At 41.4% G+C, this 22,361-nt stretch carries 15 protein-coding genes; 6 read left to right on the forward strand and 9 right to left on the reverse strand.

The genetic code is table 11. The features are described 5' to 3' along the window. Positions 1-14: 14 nt before the first annotated feature. From CYAN7822_RS14870 to CYAN7822_RS14885, 4 genes are all read right to left on the reverse strand, one after another. On the reverse strand, positions 15-2,657 hold the full coding sequence (locus tag CYAN7822_RS14870; protein ID WP_013323092.1) for a glycosyltransferase family 2 protein: 2,643 nt from the start codon (positions 2,655-2,657) through the stop codon (positions 15-17). A gap of 263 nt (positions 2,658-2,920) precedes the next feature. Further along, positions 2,921-3,670, reverse strand: a complete 750-nt coding sequence (locus CYAN7822_RS14875) for a glycosyltransferase family 2 protein (protein ID WP_013323093.1) — start codon at positions 3,668-3,670, stop codon at positions 2,921-2,923. Positions 3,671-3,683: 13 nt separating this feature from the next. Next, positions 3,684-5,873, reverse strand: coding sequence for a hypothetical protein (locus tag CYAN7822_RS14880; protein WP_013323094.1), 2,190 nt, complete (start codon positions 5,871-5,873; stop codon positions 3,684-3,686). A 27-nt stretch (positions 5,874-5,900) separates the two neighbouring features. Next, positions 5,901-7,379, reverse strand: a complete 1,479-nt coding sequence (locus tag CYAN7822_RS14885) for a sulfotransferase (RefSeq protein WP_013323095.1) — start codon at positions 7,377-7,379, stop codon at positions 5,901-5,903. Between the two features lie 318 nt (positions 7,380-7,697). Between CYAN7822_RS14885 and CYAN7822_RS14890 the strand changes: the two genes are divergently transcribed. Further along, the gene (locus CYAN7822_RS14890; protein WP_013323096.1) at positions 7,698-8,915 is read left to right on the forward strand and encodes a glycosyltransferase family 4 protein; all 1,218 of its coding nucleotides are present in this window, start codon (positions 7,698-7,700) and stop codon (positions 8,913-8,915) included. A 131-nt stretch (positions 8,916-9,046) separates the two neighbouring features. Next, entirely contained in the window at positions 9,047-13,147 is a 4,101-nt protein-coding gene (locus tag CYAN7822_RS14895; protein ID WP_013323097.1) for a beta strand repeat-containing protein, read from the forward strand. 693 nt (positions 13,148-13,840) lie between these two features. Here the strand turns inward: CYAN7822_RS14895 and CYAN7822_RS14900 are convergent. Then, the gene (locus CYAN7822_RS14900) at positions 13,841-14,587 is read right to left on the reverse strand and encodes an ABC transporter ATP-binding protein (protein WP_013323098.1); all 747 of its coding nucleotides are present in this window, start codon (positions 14,585-14,587) and stop codon (positions 13,841-13,843) included. Continuing rightward, positions 14,588-15,406 carry an ABC transporter permease gene (locus CYAN7822_RS14905; protein ID WP_013323099.1) on the reverse strand — a complete coding sequence of 273 codons (819 nt, stop codon included), beginning with the start codon at positions 15,404-15,406 and terminating at the stop codon, positions 14,588-14,590. It lies immediately after the preceding gene. Positions 15,407-15,894: 488 nt separating this feature from the next. Between CYAN7822_RS14905 and petP the strand changes: the two genes are divergently transcribed. The 3 genes from petP to chlG are packed head-to-tail and all read left to right on the forward strand — an operon-like array spanning position 15,895 to position 18,263. Then, entirely contained in the window at positions 15,895-16,089 is a 195-nt protein-coding gene (petP, locus tag CYAN7822_RS14910) for a cytochrome b6f subunit PetP (protein ID WP_041933761.1), read from the forward strand. Positions 16,090-16,132: 43 nt separating this feature from the next. Then, positions 16,133-17,230: a Get3/ArsA fold putative tail anchor-mediating ATPase NosAFP gene (locus CYAN7822_RS14915; protein ID WP_013323101.1), complete on the forward strand. Its 1,098-nt coding sequence runs from the start codon at positions 16,133-16,135 to the stop codon at positions 17,228-17,230. 28 nt (positions 17,231-17,258) lie between these two features. Next, entirely contained in the window at positions 17,259-18,263 is a 1,005-nt protein-coding gene (gene chlG / locus CYAN7822_RS14920; protein ID WP_013323102.1) for a chlorophyll synthase ChlG, read from the forward strand. 183 nt (positions 18,264-18,446) lie between these two features. Here the strand turns inward: chlG and CYAN7822_RS14925 are convergent, their stop codons facing one another. The 3 genes from CYAN7822_RS14925 to CYAN7822_RS14935 all read right to left on the reverse strand — a co-directional run bounded on the left by CYAN7822_RS14925 (position 18,447) and on the right by CYAN7822_RS14935 (position 21,691). Next, positions 18,447-19,058: a hypothetical protein gene (locus tag CYAN7822_RS14925; protein WP_013323103.1), complete on the reverse strand. Its 612-nt coding sequence runs from the start codon at positions 19,056-19,058 to the stop codon at positions 18,447-18,449. A 63-nt stretch (positions 19,059-19,121) separates the two neighbouring features. Next, complete coding sequence (locus CYAN7822_RS14930; protein ID WP_013323104.1) at positions 19,122-20,438, reverse strand: glycoside hydrolase family 10-like protein; 1,317 nt, start codon at positions 20,436-20,438, stop codon at positions 19,122-19,124. 11 nt (positions 20,439-20,449) lie between these two features. Beyond that, on the reverse strand, positions 20,450-21,691 hold the full coding sequence (locus CYAN7822_RS14935) for an FIST signal transduction protein (protein ID WP_041933256.1): 1,242 nt from the start codon (positions 21,689-21,691) through the stop codon (positions 20,450-20,452). Positions 21,692-22,111: 420 nt separating this feature from the next. Between CYAN7822_RS14935 and CYAN7822_RS14940 the strand changes: the two genes are divergently transcribed. After that, positions 22,112-22,336, forward strand: coding sequence for a Calvin cycle protein CP12 (locus CYAN7822_RS14940; RefSeq protein WP_013323106.1), 225 nt, complete (start codon positions 22,112-22,114; stop codon positions 22,334-22,336). Positions 22,337-22,361: the final 25 nt, after the last annotated feature.

A 22,361-nucleotide genomic window follows, 5' to 3' on the forward strand; every position in this document is an offset into this window, starting at 1 on the left:
GAGCTTTATGTCTTCTATATTTTAAGGCTAAAATCTTCTTTTTCTGATGTCAAGTTAGGATTGTAACAGGGATCGTGTTTGATCATTTTTTGCCATTTTTTGAAGATATACTTTTCTTCACAAATGAATCGGGCAAATTTGGCGGATTCTTGAGTGTCATGGCCTCTACTTTGAGATTCATAGTGATATAAAAGCACATGAGGGAGACATAGATTGCGATAACCTTTATCAATTAGCTTTAAACAGAAATCAATGTCGTTAAAGTTGACGGCAAGCTTTTCTTCAAATCCTCCTACTTCTTCAAATACTTCTCTTCTACACATTAAACAAGCACCCGTAACCGCTAGATAATTATGAACATATATCAGTCGGCCAAAGTAACCTGAAGTCCCATATTTCTCATGTTTGTGGGTATGACCTACACTGCCATTAATACCCCATAATACTCCGGCGTGTTGAACCCTATTATCAGGATATAACAATAATGCCCCTACGGCTCCGATGGAAGCTCTTTGGGCTTGTTCAACCATTTTTTCAATCCAATCATCAGTAATAACTTTTGTATCATTATTGAGAAATAAAAGATATTTTCCTCTAGATTTCTCTACGCCAAAATTATTTATTTTTGAATAATTCAAAGGGATATCTAAATCATAATATTTTAACCGTTTAACTTCTTGCTTTTTCCATTTATTAATGATTTCAATGGCTTCTGCTTCTCGACTACCATGATCAATTAAAATTACTTCATAATTGGGATAAGTTGTATTTTCAAAGATAGAGGTTAGACATTTGTCAAGCATTTCTCCTAGGTTTTTTGTAGGAATAATAATACTGACTAAATCCGGCTCTTTGATGTCATATCGGATTACATAACAACCGGGATAATTAGGAACGTCAAGGACAAATCCGGGTTCTTTTCGGCGAATGAGAGCTTCGGATAAGGCTTTGCGAGCGGCAACAAAAGCATAAGATTTTGCACTGGGATTGATATTGGTTGAAGCCGCATGAGTTCGCCAATGATATAAAATATCAGCAATATGAAAAATTTGTTCGGTTTTTTCAGTAAATCTTAAGACCAAATCATAGTCTTGGCTGCCTTCAAACCCAACTCGAAAACCGCCAATTTCTTTAACAATTGAATGTCGATACACGCCTAAATGGCAGATATACATATTAGCCAAAAAAGTATCGGGACACCAATCAGGTTTAAAATAAGGATGACTTAACTGGCCATCATCATCTATAAAATCTTCATCTGAGTAAATCATGTCAGCTTCTGGATGACTATTAAGCAGTGAAGCGACTTCATATAAAGCATGAGGAGTTAATATATCATCATGATCGAGTAAGGCAATAAATTCTCCTGTGGCTATTGAAAGTGCTGAATTAGAAGCGTTAGAAATATGACCATTACTCTCTCTAAAAACTACTTTAATTCTTGAATCTTGCTTGAGATATTCTTCTAAAACTAATTTTATATGAGGTTGGCTAGAAGCATCATCAGCAATACAAAGCTCCCAGTTAGAATATACCTGATTTAAAACTGATTGAATCGCTTCCCTTAAGTATTTTTCAGGCGTATTGTAAACGGGCATGATGATACTAATAAGCGGCTGATAATTAAAACAAGTTGCTAGGTAAGCTTTTTTTTCCAATTCCCAAGTTGTCGGGTAGTTTTTCTGTAGCCATTGTTGATAATTTGAGTCGAGGCTTTTGGGACAAGAGAAATCTGGTGAATTATTTAAGCTTTGATCCTCATTTTCCCTTTCTGGAAAAAGTTTTGCATAACAAAAAGGGTCTTGTTTTTCCCTCGCTCCCCACTGGATAAAATGAACCAGGGGATTCATATCTAAACCCGGATTGTTTTCTAGATAATGTGAGGTATGAAAAAGCGAATGAGGATCTAACCCTTGAAAACTGCCAATTTGAAGAAAATGAATTAAAGGATTCAGGGTTTTTTCTAAATCTAATTTAATTTGTTTGATATAAAAATTTGTATCAAATAAGGGATGAGGATTAAGTTCCTCTTTAACCCCATTATTAATATAGTAAATTAGGGGATTAATATCTGATGCTAAAATTTGGGGATTTTGTTCTAAATAAAAAGAGGTATCAAACAATGGATGAGGATCATATCCGAGTTTAGCCCCCTCTTGTAAATAATGCACCAGAGGATTAATGTTTTGGGGTAATTGTTTTGAATATCGATTTAGATAATATGAGGTATCAAAAAGAGGATGAGGATCTAGCCCTTCAAAAATACCCACCTGACAAAAATGTCCCAGGGGATTTTGTTGCCCTAGATCCGTTTTAATTTGTTTTAAATAAAACTCTGTGTTAAATAATGGATGGGGATTACGTTTCTCTCTAGCTCCATGATAAATGAAATGAATTAGAGGAGGAATTCCCGATTTAGCAACATCTGGATTATTTTCTATATAATAGGCACTATCAAAAAGGGGATGAGGGTTTCTGCCTTCCCTAGAGCCAATATCGATATAATGCCCTAATGGATCAATTTTATACTTTTTTACTTCGGGATTTTTTTCGCAATAATAATCTGAGTCAAATAAGTTACTATGAATGATTAATTGGGCTATTTTCCGACGTTGAAGACGTTCCTTTAGCTGGAAAGTTAAAATCCAGTATCCCACTTTCAAAATTTGATTAATTTTTATTTTATTAACAATTTTATTGAAATTATTATTACTTTTAAAGCTAGATAAATTGTTTAAAGAATTTTCCCGAGAAGGCTCACACAGTATATATTTTCTAAATTTGACTGAATATTTAATAACTGATTACAACGATTATCTAACTGTAAGTTTTTATTTTTTAATCGAGTCGTTCGGTGGGGATCAAGCATTTAAAACACTCCTAACAAGCACACTTAAATTAAAAACTTAAATTAAAAAACTTAGACAAATTTTAGCCAAGGATGCCGTTGTTTTAACTCTTGAAAAATTAATGTTAGTTTTTGTTGTGTGATAGTTTTGGTCATCGACTCAGGATGCACACGATAGCGCACAAGAATTTCTGGTACAAGAACTCCATAAAAATTTTTTTCGGAAAATTTACACCATAAGTCGTAATCTTCCCAGCCATACTGAATGTGTGAATAGCCGCTTACTGCCTCAAGGGATGTTTTGTCAATGAGTGCCATTGCGTCTATATAGTTTCCATGAGCTAGTTTATCCTGATCCCAAATTTGATTGCCCATAATTTCTTGAACAGCACCAAATTTTTCAATAATTGGATAGGCAAATGCTGCCTGAGATGATTCTAGTGCCTCTACACATTGAATGAGACAGCGCGGATAGAGTAAATTATCAGCATCCAGAATAAAAACGTAGGGAGTTTTCGCTAATCCTATGGCTGTATTTCGTGAATAAGCTAATCCCTGGTTATTTTTATGCTTAATTAATTGGACGTTGTTAAACCTTTGATTGTTTTTTTCTAGCCAAGATAAAGTTACTGTTAGGGAACGGTCTTTCGAACAATCATCTACCACTATTAAATCGATTAGTTCTAGGGTTTGGCCCGCTACAGACTCGAGAGTTTCTACAATATAGTTTTCATAGTTATAAAGGCTAATACAGACAGTTACTTTAGCCGTTAAGTCACTGGTTTTTTCAAAAATCTTTATAAAAGGTTGTATTTTGAGCATGATTAATTTCTGATTAATTTTTCGTCTTTTCCTTCAAGATTTGTATAATGTTTAGGGCTATTTTTTCCAGATTAAATAAATCAGCCAAAACATTATATCCAGCTAACCTAACTTTTTGTGCCAGTGCTTGACCTTCTTCGGTTTTTAAAAGCCATTCAATCATCTCAGGCATAGCTTTAGCCTCACATTCGAGATAATGTTCGCCGGGAACGATGCCGGGTATGGGATTAGACGGTTCTGTTAGCACTAAAGTTTTTTGCCATAAACCCTGAAGGACTAATCTATGCCACTCAAAATAAGGTAATTCATCTCGATGTATATTCAGAAGAATTTTACTTCGCTGACTTAAACCCATAGCCGCTTCTGTGGTTAAGGCATTTCCTTGTCCTTGTATAAAGGTTCCATCAAGGGGAGGAATATGTAAAAAACATCGATACTGACTTAGCCATTTAGCACTGTTAGCAAAAAAGAGTTCTCGCTTTTCACTCAAGGTGCCAATAAAAAATATATCTATGGGTCGGTTTTTAAAATCATGAATAGTTGAGACTTGATTCCAGTGTTTTTCCGAGATACTTTTTAGGATTAATAAGTCGGGTTTAGTCTGACAAAATTCAAAAGGGGCATAATTCCTTAAGTATCCTAACGGTAAAAAATAAGCCGGAAATCCCAGACGATCCAAAAATTCAGCCGATTTAAAATTAATATCCAGAATCAACCGAGCCTGTCTTAAAAAGTGAAAACTCTTGGAAAAAAATGTCGAGTGAGGCTGATCTACATTAATAATGGCTAATTTTGATAACCAAGATTTATGTCTGGCTAAGGCTTGACCTTCTCCTAAATAGAAAAATTCCTGTGGAGCCATCAAAATTTCATAGTCTAGTTCCTTGCGAAAGACATCGAATTCTGAGAGCCGAATCGCCTCTAGTCCGATTTTTTCAAAGGCGGCTGCTAGTAAGTCAGCCATCTCTGCCATAAAATAATTACCGATGGAACTGCAATAAATTCCGACTTTAGGATGAGAACGATAGCTAGAAAAAATTAAGGCTCTATTTGGGGTTTGATTAATTAGTTTCTGAGTTTGAGATAAGACAGAGCTTTCTTCTTGTATGATCCTCATTACGTTTGGTAATGACCAAGCTAAACGCCCTTGATAAGCACCATAGTCTATGTAATGAGCTAGTGGGTTATCTCCCCATTCAGCGACATCGGGATTTTGTTCTAAATAATAATCACCATCAAAGAATGGATTCGGTTTGCGTCCCTCTCGTGCCCCGCATTCTAAGTAATGAGCTAAGGGATTAAGGCCCGACTGCGCTACCTCGGGATTTTGCGCTAAATAATAGGCACTATCAAATAATGAGTTCGGTTTGCGTCCCTCTCGTGCCCCGCATTCTAAGTAATGAGCTAAGGGATTAAGGCCCGAGTGCGCTACCTCGGGATTTTGCTGTAAATAATAGCCGCTATCAAATAATGGGTTCGGTTTGCGTCCTTCTTGTGCCCCGCATTCTAAGTAATGAACCAAGGGATTAACGCCTGACTGCGCTACCTCGGGATTTTGCTGTAAATAATAGCCGCTATTAAATAATGGATTCGGTTTGCGTCCCTGATAGCCTCCTTCTTGAAGATAATGCACTAAAGGATTCAGCCCCGACTCGGCGACATCGGGGTTTTGCTCTAAATAATAGCTAGTATCAAATAATGGGTTCGGTTTACGTCCCTCTCGTGCCCCATTTTGATAGTAATGAGCTAAAGGATTAACGCCCGACTGAGCAACCTCGGGATTTTGCTGTAAATAATAGGCAGTATCAAATAATGGGTTCGGTTTGCGTCCTTGTGCCGCGCCATAATCTAAGTAATGACCTAAAGGATCAATCCCTGCTTTTTCTACTTCTGGGTTTTGTTGCCAATAGTAGCCGGTCTGAAATAAGCCGCTTTCTATGATTAGGAGTGCTGTCTTTCGCCTTTGCAGTCTTTGCTTGAATTGTAGCGTGATCAGCCAATAACAAATTTTTAACACTCGTTTGGGTGTCAATAGTTTTAGCTTTTCAATCAGAGTATGGGAGTTTATAGCTGAGTTGTCTGCTTGATTTTGAATAAAATGTTCTTGTTCGAGTTGATGTTGAATTTTTAGTAGTCGATTTTGATAGTTATTTAACTGTTGGCTTTTGGTAAATAAGTTAGTTTTTCTGTCAACAATCATCATGAGCGATTTCCTCTATTAATTCCTCCGTTAAGCTTTTGTCGGTGAAAATGGTTTTATTTTAAACCACAATTGACGCATTTTCCAAAATTTACTGGTTTCCATCGCTTGAATGATGGTGTGGGCGTTTTCCCATTTTTCTAAGGCTTGTTCTAACTGATTTTGCGTGTGTTCCCATTGTTCATAGGCTTCTTTTAGGTTTATCTGAGAGGTTTCTAGTTCTTCTTGAGTCTGACGCAACTGTCGTTGGCAAGTTTCTAGTTCTCCTTGAGTTCCTCGTAATTGCCCTTGGGAGGATTCTAAAGCTAATTGAGTCTGACGCAACTGCTCTTGGGTAGATTCTAAGTCTTGTTGAGTTTGTCGCTGATGGTTTTGACAATGTTCTAGTTGAGATTGTGTTTGTAACCACTCATGTCTAACGTTGTCTAATTCACTATGGGTGTGCTGTAATTCGCTATGAGCGTGCTGTAATTCGCTATGAGCGTGCTGTAATTCGCTATGTGCCTGCTGTAACTCATCATGCACCTGGTGTAATTCTTTATGAGCGACTTGTAACTCATCATGCACATGGTGTAATTCTTTATGAGCGACCTGCAACTCATCGTGAACATACTCTAACTCGTTTTGATAGGTGTCTATTTGCTTTGTAGCGATTTTTAATTCATTAGTTAATAACCGTGAATTGAGCCAATCTTGTAAAATCCAAGCTGTGGATAAATTTTTCGATTCTAATTCCTCTATGACTTCATCTTTGAATTCTGAGGCAAAATTTAATTTTCCGTATAAATCAAAGACTTCAGGGAAAAAGCGTTTAATTAAAATTGGGCGCTCAGAAGTGGAGGATTGTCTTTTTAATAATGAACTCTCATATATAGTGCAGTCTGGACTGTTGAGCGGCATTTCCCAGTCTTTTACGATTTTAGCTGTTAATTCTTCGGGATTTTCCGTGACTTTATCAATATGGATTAGTAAACTTTTTTCGGGATTTTTTTGGATAAATTCTAAAATTTGTTGATTATAGTTCATCCAGACTTTTAGGGCTAATTCTGGATTATGATGAAAAATTTTATCGTTACTTGAACCTCTTCGATATAGAGAATCAACCACTTCCCAAGGTGAACGATAGAGGAACAAAAATTTGGCGGCTGGTAAAAGCTCGCACCAGAAGTTTAAAAATAGGGTGGTTCTAGGGTCTTTCCATCCCCAAGGACTGATGGCTGAGGCTTGAGTTGCTACTAATTCTTTGGCTTTTTCTACATAATATTCAGGGGGATAAATATTCTTTTGAGTTGTCCAACCGTCGGGAGTTATTCCCACACTTTCAAGAACCGTTTGATGATATTTCAAAAAAGCTTGACTTTCAAAATGCCCTTTGATATTTCCTTGAGCTACTTCAGTTAAGATATTCCCAATATCTAGTCCTGCACTTTGCAATAGAGAGGCTGTCAAGGAAGTTCCTGAACGATGCATTCCAGTAATGATCAAAATCGGCTGTTGAAAACTTGACATAGAAAATTCCATAAAGACTTGACGACTGAGTTAGCAAGATTAGCTCCTGGTTTAAAAGGCAGAGGAACTTCCTAATCCCTGTTTGTGGTTTGAGCCACGTTCTCATAGATTTATTCCCCCAGTAATTTCCATGAGTGCTGTAGATCAAAATTGTTCCCGTTGTCAAGGTTTTAAGGTCACTAATTACAATTTTTAATTGAACTTGGGTGGGCAAGGAACTCAAAACAGGGAACAAAAAAGGGGTGGGGCAGTGTAAGGTTATAAGATAATCTAAAATGTAGTTTTAAGAATAGCCTTATTTATCTTCACGGTCAAGTAATGCGAGTTTTATTTATCCATCCCAATTTTCCTGCTCAGTTTCGTCATTTAGCTAGAGCATTTGGCAGTAATTCTCAAAATCAAGTGATTTTCGCCACTAAAAATGAAAATCCTGAATGGAAAATCCCCGGAGTTACCCGTGCTATGTACGCGCCGCATCGTCAGCCTAACCGAGAAACTCATCATTATTTAAGAAATTCTGAAGAGGCCGTGTTACAGGGACAAGCGGCTTTTCGCACCGCAGAACAGTTAAAAAAACAAGGTTTTATCCCCGATATTATTTATGGTCACTCAGGTTGGGGAGGGACGTTATATATGAAAGATATTTTTCCACATACTCCCTTGATGTGTTATTTTGAATGGTATTATAATGCCTATGGGGCAGATGCCGATTTTGATCCGAGTGATCCTCTATCAGTGGATGATTATTTAAGGATTCGCACCAAGAATGCCGCTATCTTAATGGATTTGGTTCATTGCGATCACGGTGTCTCTCCTACTCACTGGCAGCGTTCTCAATTTCCTCATACATTTCATCCTAAAATTAGTGTCGTCCATGATGGGATTGACGTTGAATATTTTAAGCCCAATCCAGGAGCTAAATTAATCTTGCCGCAGTTAGATCTCTCTCATGTTGATGAGATTGTAACCTATGTGGCTCGGGGAATGGAGCCTTATCGGGGTTTTCCCCAAATGATTGAATCTCTGGCTTATATCCAAGAACGTCTTCCTAATTGTCATGTGGTTATTGTAGGTTCAGATCGGGTGGCTTATGGAAAGTCTTTACCGGATGGAAAAACCTACAAACAATATATGTTAGAAAAAGTGCCGCTTGATCTCTCAAGAGTTCATTTTGTTGGCTCTTTACCTTATGGGCAATATTTAAAAGTCATTCAAGCTTCTACTGCCCATATTTATTTGACTCGTCCCTTTGTTTTATCATGGTCAATGTTAGAAGCCATGTCCACAGGTTGCTTGATTATTGGGTCAGATACTCCCCCAGTAAAAGAAGTAATCCAAGATGGTGTAAATGGCTTATTAGTTGATTTCTTTTCACCTAAAGAAATCGCCGAACGAGTAGAAGAAGTTATCAAGCATCCTACTCGCATGGCGGATATACGGCTTCAAGCTCGTCAAACAATTGTTGAGAAATACTCTCTTCAGCAATTACTTTCTCAGCATATAGAATTGATGAGCAAAGTGGCTAAAAGTTCCTGATGATTCAATGTTTAAATAAAGGAAAATTAAGAAATATATAGTTTTTATGACAGGCAGTTGGTAGCTTTCTTTCTTAAGAGTTATGCTATGATTAACTCTGAATTTAATTAAATTTTTCGTAGGAGTGAACGATGGCTGTTTTAACGTTAACTACTGACGGCGGTGTTCTCGACGGAACGAGTGATGCTGACCTACTGTCGTTTGGTGTAGGCATTGACGGAACAATTAATGGGAATGGGGGAAACGATACAATACAGGCCCTAGGTGGGGCGGTTACCGGGGTTCAAACCATCTTTGCTAACCAAGGAGATGACCTCGTCTCCACTGCTGGAGGTTTTCCCACTACAATTGAAGCCTATGGTGGACAAGGTAATGATACTCTCATCGGCGGTAACTTCAGCGATACGATCTATGGAAGTGAAGGCACTGATACGATCGTAGGCAGTGGAGGAGATGATTTTCTTTTTGGAGGATTGCAAAGCGGCGTTTCTCAAAGCGGTGATGGGGCTGATTCTATTGACGGTGGCACCGGTAATGACCAAATCTTCGGAAATTTAGGTGCTGATACTCTCCTTGGCGGCACAGGAAATGACTCAGTTTTCGGTGGACAAGACGCTGATACTATTAGTGGTGCCGGAGGCAATGACTCCCTAGTAGGTGGAGAAGCCGGCGATACGATCTCAGGGGATGAAGGAAACGACACCATTTTGGGAGGTTTGCAAACCAGCGATCAAACTGGTGATACGGCTGATTCCCTCAACGGGGGCGGCGGTAATGACGTAATCTACGGAAATTTAGGCAATGATACTATCCTCGGAGATATAGGAAGTGACACCATCTTCGGCGGAAGAGATAATGATTTTATAGATGGTGGGTCAGATGCTGACTCCCTGGTAGGTGGAGAAGGCACCGATACGATCACAGGTGGTGAAGGAAACGACACCATTTTGGGAGGATTACAAACCAGCGATCAAACCGGTGATACCGCAGATAGTTTAACGGGTCTGGACGGAAATGACGTAATCTTCGGAAATTTAGGCAATGATACCATCACTGGGGATGCCGGATCTGACACGATCTTTGGTGGAAAAGATAATGATGTCTTAAGTGGTGGGTCAGAAAATGACTCTGTCGTGGGTGGAGAAGGCTCCGATACGATCAACGGAGGTACTGAAAACGACACCCTTGTGGGAGGTGTGCAAAGCGGCGACCAAAGCGGTGATACGGCTGATACGATTAGTGGTGGAACCGGCGATGACGTAATCTTCGGTAATTTAGGTGCTGATAGTCTTGTGGGTGGCGACAATGCTACCTCTACAGGCACAGGTGCTGATACGCTCCTCGGCGGAAGAGATAATGATATCATCATCGGTGGAGATGGCGATGACTCCCTCGTGGGTGGAGAAGGCACCGATACGATCACAGGCGGTGATGGAAACGACACCATTTTCGGAGGTTTGCAATCAGGAGACCAAAGCGGTGACACGGCTGATACGATTAGTGGTGGAGCCGGCAATGACCAAATCTTCGGAAATTTAGGTTCTGATAGTATCCTTGGGGATGCCGGAAATGACACCATCTTCGGTGGAAGAGAGGCTGATGTAATCGATGGTGGGGCAGACAATGACTCCATCGTGGGTGGAGAAGGCACCGATACGCTCTTAGGCGGTGATGGAAACGACACCCTTGTGGGAGGATTGCAAACCACTGATCAAACCGGTGACACGGCTGATACGATCAATGGTGGAGCCGGCAATGACGTAATCTTCGGTAATTTAGGTTCTGATACTCTCGTCGGGGATGTGGGAAATGACACCATATTGGGCGGAAGAGAAGCCGATACGATCAATGGTGGGGATGGTGATGACTCCCTCGTGGGTGGAGAAGCCTCAGATACGCTCTTAGGTGGTGATGGAAACGACACCATTTTCGGAGGATTGCAAACAACCGATCAAACCGGTGACTTGGCTGATACGATCGATGGTGGAGCCGGCAATGACAGTCTCTTCGGTAATGCAGGTAATGACAGTCTGTTTGGTGGAGCCGGCAATGACAGTCTCTTCGGTAATGATGGTGTTGATACTTTAGTTGGTGATGCAGGGAATAACTACCTCGACGGTGGTACAGGCAACGATATTCTAAACGCTAGTGCTGGGGCTGGTGATACCGTTCTCGGTGGTGCAGGTGCTGATAGTATTTTAGGTGGTGCTGGAGCAGACAGCCTGATTGGAGGTTTGTCGGCTACGGGTGCTACTCAAACCGATGACCTTGCTGATACGATCGATGGTGGAGCCGGTGCTGACACTATCTACGGAAATTTAGGTGATGACAGTCTATTTGGTGGTACAGGAACTAACTACCTCGACGGTGGTACAGGCAACGATAGTCTAAACGCTAGTGCTGGGGCTGGTGATACCGTTCTCGGTGGTGCAGGTGCTGATAGTATTTTAGGTGGTGTTGGAGCAGACAGCCTGATTGGAGGTTTGTCGGCTACGGGTGCTACTCAAACCGATGACCTTGCTGATACGATCGATGGTGCAGGCGGTGCTGACGCTATCTACGGCAATTTAGGTGATGACAGTCTATTTGGTAATGCCGGCAACGACAGCATCTTCGGTAATGAAGGTAATGATAATTTAACTGGAGGTACAGATAATGACAGTATCGACGGTGGCGTAGGCAACGATACTATCAATACTAATGACGCGGCTGCGGCTGGCAATGAACTCGTTTTCGGTGGCGCAGGTGCTGATAGTATCCTAGGTGGTAGTGGAGCAGACACCCTGATTGGAGGTTTGTCGGCTGCCGGTGCAGACCAAACCGGTGACATTGCTGATACGATCGATGGTGGAGCCGGCAATGACACTATCTACGGAAACTTAGGTGATGACAGTATTTTCGGTGGAGCCGGCAATGACAGCATCTTCGGTAATGAAGGTAATGATAATTTAACTGGAGGTACAGATAGTGACACCATCAACGGTGGCGCAGGCAATGATACCATAAATCCTAATGATCCGGCTGCGGGTGTCAATCAACTCGTTTACGGTGGCGCAGGTGCTGATAGTATTACAGGTGGTAGTGGAGCAGACAGCCTGTTTGGAGGTTTGGAAACCGCAGACCAAGCCGGTGACACGGCTGATACGATCGATGGTGCAGGCGGCGATGACACTATCTACGGAAATTTAGGTGATGACAGTATTCTCGGTGGAGACGGCAATGACAGCATTTTCGGTAATGAGGGTAATGATAATTTAACTGGAGGTGCAGGTAGTGACACCATCGACGGTGGCGCAGGCAATGATACCATAAATCCTAATGACCCGGCTGCGGGTGTCAATCAACTCGTTTTCGGTGGCGCAGGTGCTGATAGTATTACAGGTGGTAGTGGAGCAGACAGCCTGATTGGAGGTTTGTCGCCTACCGGTGCAGATCAAACCGGTGACACGGCTGATACGATCGATGGTGCAGGCGGCAATGACACTATCTACGGGAATTTGGGTGATGATAGTTTATTTGGTAACGCAGGTGATGATAGCATCTTCGGGGGCGCAGGTGGTGATAACATCACAGGTGGTGACGGAGCAGACACCCTGTTTGGCGGTTTTTCGGCTTCGGCTGCGGCCGCAGACCAAACCGGTGACCTTGCTGATACGATTGATGGTGGAGCCGGCATTGATATTATTTTCGGTAATTTAGGTAATGATAGTATAATCGGTGGAGACGGCGATGACAGCATAGTAGGCTTACAGGGTCAAGATACCCTAACTGGTAGTGCTGGTGCTGACGGATTCTATTATCAAGGTGCCGCCGCTTCAGCAGTAAGTGGAGCCGATAATGTGGATACCATTACAGACTTTAAAGCAGGTAATGAAGCTGATAAAATCGTTTTATCCACAACAGCAAATGATGTCTTTAATACTGTGACGTTTGCTGCCGGCACTACTGCAACTTTAGTAACAGGTACTACCGTTACCGCTAATAGTTTCGCTGATTTGTACACTCAACTTGCGGCAACTACTTTGGGTAATGCAGCTACTGGTATTGCTGCTTCAGCTACAGGTGCTGGCAACATACGAATTGCTCAGATAAATGTAACTGGTAGCGTTGGTGGTAATTACGTTTTAATTAACGACCAGAACATCGGTATTCAGACGACCGATATACTGATCAACATTGGTAATGCTACACTAGCTGCTGGCGATGTCATTGTTGCCGCTCCCTTAGCCTAGTAGAAAGAGCCTTTCAAATCTCTTTCAAAAGTAGGAAAAAGGTTTTAGAAAGTGTAATTTCCAGCACTTTCTAAGTAGCAGAAAAAATTTAACAAACATCAAAAAAGGAAGTTTTAAAAGGCTTCCTTTTTCCTTTTTTATCTGCTCATCCATTTCCTCAAGGACGGGGTGACAAGCCGCCTGAAAGCTTCCCTAGATAAAGTTTGAGCCATTTGCGGCTGTGAAAAAATGGTGCGCGGGTGAGTACATCAAATATAGGAGTTACGCACTCCCAATTAAAAACAACGATTTTATGTCATCCTGAGCGACAGCGAAGGATCTCGGACAATCTCAAACCCTAATGATTTGGTTACGGTGCGTAAGTCCTAAAATAGTACATCAGGACAAAAGCGGCTCAAAAAATTAAATTAATCCTATAGCCTTTCTCAGATTAATGAGGTACACCTTGAATTTATACCAATTCTTTAAATCTTTGTTACAAGTAGAATCCCCCCAACCCCCCTCCCGGGGCAGGGCTATTTCGTTCTCTCAAATTCCCTAACCCTGAAGGGTTGGGCTATACGGACTAAGCCTGCCTACGCAGGCTTCATTAGACCTCTTGCGTAAAAACAAAGAATTTAGCCCGCGCAGGCGGGCTTTGCTCGTGTAGCTGCACCCTTCAGGGTGTCAGTAAATACCTGGACTTAATATTAATCAAGTTTGACTAGCGACAGAACTCAAATAAAAGTCCACTATCTCATCCGCCTTGCCGCTCATCTTAATAACACCCTTATCGAGCCAAATTGCCCGCTCACAAGAATCCTCAATCAAATTCAAATCATGAGAAACGACCAAAATCGTCACATTCGCTTCCCAAAAGCGGCGCATTCTACGCTTACACTTATTCTTAAAACTCTCATCACCCACCGAGAGAACCTCATCTAAAATCAAAATATCCGGCTGCACCTCAGTAGCAATAGCAAACCCCAACCTCGCCACCATACCCGAAGACAAAGACTTCACCGGAGCCTGTAAATAATCTTTCAACTCAGCAAAATCCAAAATCGAATCAACAATACTCCTCATATGTTGGCGAGAAAAACCCAACATCACCCCATACAAAACAATATTATCCACCACCGGCAAATCCGGCTCAAAACCCGCACCAAGCTCAATCAAAGGCGCAATTTGTCCCCTCACCCAAGCTTGGCCCTCAGTGGGTTGAAGAATGCCACAAATGACCTTTAACAAAGTAGACTTACCAGAACCATTAGCCCCAATAATCCCCACCTTCTCACCGGCATTCACACTAAAATTAATATTATTTAAAACCAACTTTCTCGCTGGTTGAGTGTATTTGCCCTCTAGAACCGAGAAAATAGTCTTCTTAAGGTCATAAGAAAACTCTTCTTGAGTCCTTCGCCATAGAGATACTTGATCAAGTCGAATCACTTCTGTCATTTACAGCAAATCCATAAACAGGGGTTGCGACCACCGAAAAACACTCCACCCTAAAGCTACAAAAATTATACCACTCAGAAAAGCCTGACCAATCAGATGAAAATCCGGCAAGGCTCCTGATAACGAAATTTGTCGAATACTTTCGATAATGGGAAGTAGGGGATTAAGACTAATAAAAGGCTTTACCGATGGCGGGACAATCTCAGCCGGATAAAAAATCGGACTGGTCATCCACAAAACAAAACAAACAATTTCGTAAAAATAAGGCAAATCTCGGAAAAATACATAGAGCGTGCTGACCAAAAAACCAATCCCAGCACTAACTAAAATCAACGCCACAATAGGAAATCCTAAAGCTAATACATTCCATAAATTTTTAGAATTAAACAGCGTTACTACAGCTAAAATGGGAAAGGCCCCGAACAAAAATTGAAAAAGATTAGCCATTACCAGAGAAACCGGAAAAACGCTCATAGGCAACTTCAGCTTATTGAGAAGCCCACCATTAGACACCACACTGGGCAAAGCTTGGTTAGTAGCGGCGCTAAAAAAATTAATGACAACCAACCCCGTAAAAGCGGCTAATACATAATTTAAAGTAGAATGATTATAATATTTAGCAAAAACTGTCCCAAAAATCGAAGTATAAATCCCCGTCATAATCAGAGGATTTAACATAGACCAATAAATTCCTAAGAATGAGCCTCTATATCGCCCTTTCAAATTGCGCTCTACTAAAACCGAGAGCAACTCGTAATAACGCTGAAAGGAAAAATATCGCTGGGTGGTTTTGAAATTGTTTTTTAGGGTGATTGTCATAACAAAGAAGTAAAAGACTTCCAGTGTTTAAGGCAATATTTTAGACTAAATTTACTCTCTTTGTCTATGTCGATTAGCTTAAAATGCTCCTAAACTATCTGTATCTTCAGAAAAAGACTCGTTTAAAATTTTAAGAGTTCCAGTCGCCAGCGAAAAAATCCTCAAGCAGAACAATTGTACTTAATTGCTCCCATGAGACTTTAAAAAATTGCCGCCTCGGGAAATATTCAGGGCTATTTCATTCTCTCAAACACCCTAACCCTGAAGGGTTGGGCTACACGAACAAAGCCCGCCGGCGCGGGCTATCTGACGAATTATGATCCTTTTAGCCTGCGTAGGCAGGCTTGGTTCGTATAGCTCCAGGCTTCAGCCTGTGAGTGTTTCAAAAGAATGAAATAGCCCTGGGAAATATTGCCCGCTCAAGGGAAAAGAACCAAGTTGTAGTAAACTGGGAAAGCGTTGATCATAGTTATAAAGCGAAAGCAGGAATGGAAATCGGGCAAAAAGTAAAAGTCTATCGTCTAAGAGACCGCGTATCACCAGCAGTCGTCAGTAAACTCGGTAAAATTGGAATCATCACCGCCTTCAAAATGACTGATGGCAGTGGTGTAGGCGCATTTGTTCAATTTGAAGACCGTTCAGCGACCTGGTTTTTTGAAGACGAACTCAAACCCCTAGAATAGATATAGATATAAGTGGCGAGAGGAAAGAGGAAAAAAAATTACAATGTCTTTAATTCTAACCTTTCTAGGTAAAGGAGGCAGTGGTCGCACTACCATAGCGCTCGCAGCCGCCAAAAAAATGGCAAGTAGCGGGTCAAAAGTTCTCTTAATCGGACAAGACCCTAGTCCCTCTTGGGGGATGCTAGTGGGAGCATCTCCTAGTCCCTCTCCCGTTCAAATCGCGGCTAATTTAAGCGTGGTTCAACAGCAAACCACCCTATTACTAGAGCGAAGTTGGGACGAAATCAAAGACTTAGAATCACAATACCTGCGCTCCCCCACCTTAAAAAACATTTATGGTCAAGAGTTAGGGGTATTGCCGGGGATGGATCAAGCTTTAGCCCTTAATAGCATCCGAGAATACGACAAAACCGGTGACTATGATGTCATTATCTATGATGGCTCCGGAGACTTAGCAACCTTAAGAACCTTCGGTATCCCAGAAGTATTTAGTTGGTATATACGCCGTTTTCGTCAAGTATTGACAGAATCAGACATCGGGAAAATCCTATCTCCCTTTATTCAACCCATCACCTCGGCTATCCTCAACGTCAGTTGGACAGCAGATGATTTAGTCAATAAACCCTCTAACGAAGCTAACGATATTTTAGACCAGGGAAGGAAAGCTTTAGCCAATCCTAACCGAATTCGAGCCTATTTAGTCACTACTGACGATCCAGTCGCCGTCACCCAAGCTAAATATCTTTGGGGCAGTGCTCAACAAATAGGTTTAACTGTAGCAGGAGTCATCCTCAATCAAAGCGAGCTAACAGACACCCTAGCCGCCGAATTTGCCCCCTTATCCTTAACGAGTGTTCCCAGCCGCATAGGAGAAGATTGGCAAGCGGTGATCAATGCCTTACCCAATTTCCAAGAAGGGGTAAACGCCCCCAAACCTCTAACCATAGAAATCGCCAGCAATCAAGTCCGAGTCTTTCTACCAGGATTGGCCAAAAATCAAGTTAAACTAACCCAATCCGGACCGGAACTAACCATAGAAGCCGGCGACCAACGACGTAATATAGATGTACCAGAATCCTTGCGAGGAAAACCAGTAAAAGGAGCAAAATTTCTAGAGGGCTATTTAATTATCTCCTTCTAGATAGGTTAACTACACAGTGAAATAATCGATGTCTAATCCTCCTATGTCAGAAAACAGCGAATCAACAACAGCCGCCAACAGCGATCGCAGTTCCAAAACCCGGCAACTGTTAGGAATGAAAGGAGCCTCTCCAGGAGAAACCTCGATTTGGAAAATTCGCCTACAACTGATGAAACCCATCACTTGGATTCCTCTAATCTGGGGCGTTGTTTGTGGTGCGGCTTCTTCGGGAGGATATACCTGGACCCTAGAAAATCTCCTTAAAGCGGCTGCCTGTATGCTTTTATCGGGTCCCCTGTTAGCCGGTTATACCCAAACCATCAATGATTTTTATGACCGCGACATTGATGCTATCAACGAACCCTATCGCCCCATCCCTTCCGGAGCCATTTCCATTCCGCAAGTCATCACTCAAATTTTAGTGCTTCTGTTTGCTGGGTATGGGGTAGCTTATGGCTTAGATGTTTGGGCCGGTCATGAATTCCCCAATATCACCTGTCTAGCCCTATTCGGCTCATTTCTGGCCTATATTTATTCTGCCCCACCCCTAAAACTGAAAAAAAATGGCTGGTTAGGCAATTATGCCCTAGGTGCTTCCTATATTGCGCTACCTTGGTGGGCCGGTCATGCTCTATTTGGAGAGTTAAACCTGACAATTATCATATTGACCTTGATTTATAGCTTAGCCGGCTTAGGCATTGCCGTTGTCAATGACTTTAAAAGTGTTGAAGGTGACCGCCAACTGGGATTAAAATCTCTACCGGTTATGTTTGGGGTAAGCACGGCGGCTTGGATTTGTGTAATCATGATCGATGTTTTTCAAGCCGGAATTGCTGGATATCTGATCAGTATTCATGAAAACCTCTATGCCACGATTTTACTCTTGCTGGTGATTCCTCAGATTACCTTCCAAGATATGTACTTCCTGCGCTCTCCGTTGGAAAATGATGTCAAATATCAAGCCAGCGCTCAACCTTTTCTCGTTTTGGGTATGCTTGTGGCAGGACTAGCGTTAGGTCATGCCGGAATTTAAAAAAAACCTATTTTTGTAGAGGCGTTGTTGCTAACGTCTCTATTTTTATCGATTAATAGTTACTTAGATTTACAACCTATTTGGCAGATTTAAACTAAACGGATTTAGTTTGACTAATAACTAATAACTAATAACTAATGACTAATAACTAATAACTAATGACTAATGACTAATAACTAATAACTAATCAATAGATAAATTGGTTTGTGATAATGCAATCATTCCTAACGCTGTTATCAAACCCACAATAAGCCAAGTAACTGATAAACCAATGACCTCACCAATAAAAAGCCGCGTTAGGGAGCGTAATATTCCCCCTAAACCCCATCCTATAGATAACCCTAACCCCCAACTTATTAACATGATCCAAAGCCAATGCCAAGCTTGATAAAAATAATTTCGTAAAATAATCCATTGCCATAACCCCAACCAAAGACCAACCATCGCCCCAAAAATTGCACCGTACATCAAACGAACATTTAAAAACATACTATTAGGGGCCACCCAACCCATCACCCCTATATGGCTTCCTGCCAATAAGCCCCAAGCCATCAAATTAACAAAAATCCATAACCAAGTATTAGGAAAAAATTGGCTTAGAACTAACCCTTGAGTTAAACCGATAATTGTGCCGCCGATCATGGCATCAACAGTTTTCAGTTCTCCTCTTTGCCCGATTTCAATGAATAACAAACTAAACAAAAAGCCGCTAAAAGTCGCCCCAGTCCACTTGAGACAAAAACCCGAATGAAAAAACCGATAAAGTTTAAAAATATCAAATTTTAAATAGCTCATAATTTAGAGAATTGCTAATAACTAAAGACTAATAACTAATAACTAATGACTAATGACTAATAACTAATAATTCGTGAGTGCGGCAACTTCAGGACGCAAAGCCGGTTGAGCAAAAATTTTCTCAAAAACTTGTCGACGTTTACGGGGTGATTCTGGCGTAAAATATCCCCATAGGGTTTCCCAATAAAAAAACGATACACCAGCAAAACCACGCTCGCGGACAATTTTAACCTGCTGTTCAATTTTTAAGATGCTGACAGGACTACGCCAAGTCCCAGTTAAAATGCCCACACTGACCGGAATACGTTGGCGAGAGAACTGCACCGCCGCTTGTGACAATTGGGCTTGAAAATCCTGTAAATTACTACGGTAAACTTGTAACACTAGCTCATCGACCAAACCCCGTTTTACCCAAGTCTTCCAATCTTGTAGATAATTCTGATAAGAAAAATAATGAGAATTAGGAGACAGAGAAATGCGGACATCGGGCCGAATTATTCTCACCGTTTTGACTAAATCTTCCATAAAATTTGTCAACTTAGCGGCTCGCCAGCGCATCCACTCCCCATCCCGAAAATTCCGGGGCGGCTTTTTGCCTTGATGGTCTTTCTGATAAAGTTTAATCGTTAGCGGATCATAGCCTAACTCAACCGGTAAGCCAAAATGATCATCTAACTGAATACCATCAACATCATAATTAGTCACCACTTCGACAATCAGGTCTTTAATAAATTTTTGCACTTCTGGATGATTAGGATTCAACCAAACAAAATTTTTGACTCGTTGTTGATAGCTCTGGAATAACCATTTTGATAAAATATTTTTTTGTTGATAAGAAACATCATCTTGTAACACTTCATCGGTTTTAGAACTTTTAGGATAATATTGTCCCTGTTGATTTTGAGTTAACCAAGAGCGATGACGTTTCGCCAAGGCAGAATCAGCCGGCACAATAAACCCATACTCAAACCAGGGTAAAACGGTTAAGCCCTCTCGATGAGCCACTTCAATAATTTCTGCCAAAACATCAGAACCCGCTCGCAGAGTCCGCAGTAAAGGGTCTTCTAATTGTCCTGTCTCTTTAAGAGCAATTTGACTAGGGTAAAAGGTATGACCCCGATTCCAAACCACAGGATAAAGAGTATTAAAATTGAGACGGGATAGACTGGTAATAGCGCGGTTAATACTCCAAGGAGCAAAAAACACCCCACTGGCCACATTAGTTAGCCATACTCCTCTGACTTCTGGGGTATTAGAGGAGGCCGACAGATGGCGAGGCGATTGAAAAATATCAAAGGGAAGAGAAAATAAAACCAAGAGGCTAATACATAAACATAAACACAGCAAAGAATTCCACCAAACATTAGCTCTTGTTTTCATCAGATTCGGCCTCAAGGTTGGCGAAAAATGGCAAAAGCTGAGGTATAGCCATGTAAAAAGGTTCTGCCGCCTACCGGTCCAATTTCCCCGTTGCAGAAAAACCCGCCAATACTAATCTTGGGCAGATAGTTTCGCAGCAGTCTAGAATCAAAATTTGGCTTTCCATAAAGCCCTTCTCCCCGCCCTAAACAGGAAAACATTAAGGCCCCTACTGCCGGACTAGACTGAGCGGCTTCGCGTTGGTAAGCTTGTAGAAGAATTTCTAAATCTGTGGCCGAAGTTTGAGCATCTCGTAGGTGAAACTGAATGCGTTGACCATTGCGAACCCGATCCGCGATAGCAATAGCCCCTTGTCTGGGATCGACACCTAATAAATTACGAATTAAAAAATCGCCATGATTGAGTTTAAGCTTAAACTCATCCCGAGCAATACCGATAAATAGAGATTGTTGGGCTAAGAGCCGGTCTTGCTCACTTAAAGTTTGAATTAAATCTTGTAAAATCGCTAGAGGCGGACGAGATGTTGATTCATCGTCTGTATCAGTTAATTCAACAATAATATTTCGTTCACATTGACTAATCCGATAGGGAGAGCCTATCGGGCGACAGCCTTGAGCGACAATAGTTTCTAGAATAATGTCCCCCCACAAAGCTAAGCCGACCGTTCCCTCTCGATAAACAGAAGTATTGTTATCCTTTGAGTGATGATAAAACAAGGCCTGTTGAAGTCCCATAGTGGCAGAACTAGCTAACCCACCAATTTTTATCGCGCCTGGATAAGCAAAATCGAGTCCCTCAAGCAGATCACTAATCTTAGAGGTGAAGGGATCGCACAGTAAGATAAATTGAGGATTTTGTTCGGGTGAAACGCCGATCAAATCGATCCAAGCTTTAGGTGGAGCATCCAAGTCGGGTAAATTCTCTCCTTCTAGGTAAAACGGCTGCATCTGCACCCCCGGCAGAGCCGCCACACTGAGACTTAAAGCGGGTGTACCTTCTATTTCTAGAACGTCTCCTGAGTTGACCCCAATAATTCCACCTCCTCCACAGCCAATTAAAATCGGTAGCGGAAGTTTATCTAAAATTAGAGGAAGTACCCTAGGATAGTCACTCGCATAAGCTGAAGAAATAAAAACTATCCCTATATTTGGATTAGTTATGGATTGAGTAACCTTCTCCACAACTTCAGTAATAGCGGCTTCTAAAGAAGGACGTGTTGATAAAGCGTTGGCCCACTGCATTGGCTTAGTCATATCTTCTGTAGCTTGAGTTTTATCCCAGATGCGGGAGTTATAGCGCGGCTGGGGGTTGCTGGTGGCTCATTTACTCACCGATTAGCCAGAGCTAGTTGCTGATGCACGGTTTTCTAGAATGAATTGTCGTAAATTTTCGAGTCAGACAATAAGGGTTTTTTGATCTAAGCTATATCTATTGTCGCATGGTTAAATAGTCTTGTCGAGAAGTGAACCTTTTCCCTTGCTCAACAGCTATCATGGCACTCCGCTTGGTCATTAGAGCCGCTAGTTCCCCTTGTCAGGATTTCATGACTTAAACGCCAGTCTAGAAGCTAGAAGTAGGGTGTAATGTAGAGCCAGTTCTGACGAGGGAAGGTCAAAACCGACTAACATTGATAAAATGTGTGACACGGCATTATTAAATTCATTAGAGGAAACATGAGTAATATTCAAGAACAAATCGATCAAGAACGCGAAAACGCTAGAGCCGTATGCAGCACTGAAGGGGCCAACTCGGCTGAGTGCGCTGCTGCCTGGGATGCAGTAGAAGAAGTACAAGCAGAAGCCGCTCATCAGCGTCAAAAGCATCCTCAGCAAACTTACTTTCAACAATACTGTGATGCTAACCCCGATGCGGATGAATGCCGTATGTATGATGACTAATACTTCTAACTTTTTGATCTGTCAC

Source organism: Gloeothece verrucosa PCC 7822, assembly GCF_000147335.1.
Lineage (GTDB): Bacteria > Cyanobacteriota > Cyanobacteriia > Cyanobacteriales > Microcystaceae > Gloeothece > Gloeothece verrucosa.

Excerpts from the sequence above, each read along its gene's own strand:
- CYAN7822_RS14885 (WP_013323095.1), bottom strand. The coding sequence starts at position 7,379 with ATGTCAAGTTTTCAACAGCCGATTTTGATCATTACTGGAATGCATCGT.
- CYAN7822_RS14935 (WP_041933256.1), bottom strand. The coding sequence starts at position 21,691 with ATGACTAAGCCAATGCAGTGGGCCAACGCTTTATCAACACGTCCTTCT.
- CYAN7822_RS14905 (WP_013323099.1), bottom strand. The coding sequence starts at position 15,406 with ATGACAATCACCCTAAAAAACAATTTCAAAACCACCCAGCGATATTTT.
- CYAN7822_RS14925 (WP_013323103.1), bottom strand. The coding sequence starts at position 19,058 with ATGAGCTATTTAAAATTTGATATTTTTAAACTTTATCGGTTTTTTCAT.
- CYAN7822_RS14880 (WP_013323094.1), bottom strand. The coding sequence starts at position 5,873 with ATGATGATTGTTGACAGAAAAACTAACTTATTTACCAAAAGCCAACAG.
- petP (WP_041933761.1), top strand. The coding sequence starts at position 15,895 with ATGGAAATCGGGCAAAAAGTAAAAGTCTATCGTCTAAGAGACCGCGTA.
- CYAN7822_RS14915 (WP_013323101.1), top strand. The coding sequence starts at position 16,133 with ATGTCTTTAATTCTAACCTTTCTAGGTAAAGGAGGCAGTGGTCGCACT.
- CYAN7822_RS14890 (WP_013323096.1), top strand. The coding sequence starts at position 7,698 with ATGCGAGTTTTATTTATCCATCCCAATTTTCCTGCTCAGTTTCGTCAT.
- CYAN7822_RS14900 (WP_013323098.1), bottom strand. The coding sequence starts at position 14,587 with ATGACAGAAGTGATTCGACTTGATCAAGTATCTCTATGGCGAAGGACT.
- CYAN7822_RS14895 (WP_013323097.1), top strand. The coding sequence starts at position 9,047 with ATGGCTGTTTTAACGTTAACTACTGACGGCGGTGTTCTCGACGGAACG.
- CYAN7822_RS14940 (WP_013323106.1), top strand. The coding sequence starts at position 22,112 with ATGAGTAATATTCAAGAACAAATCGATCAAGAACGCGAAAACGCTAGA.
- CYAN7822_RS14930 (WP_013323104.1), bottom strand. The coding sequence starts at position 20,438 with ATGAAAACAAGAGCTAATGTTTGGTGGAATTCTTTGCTGTGTTTATGT.
- chlG (WP_013323102.1), top strand. The coding sequence starts at position 17,259 with ATGTCTAATCCTCCTATGTCAGAAAACAGCGAATCAACAACAGCCGCC.
- CYAN7822_RS14875 (WP_013323093.1), bottom strand. The coding sequence starts at position 3,670 with ATGCTCAAAATACAACCTTTTATAAAGATTTTTGAAAAAACCAGTGAC.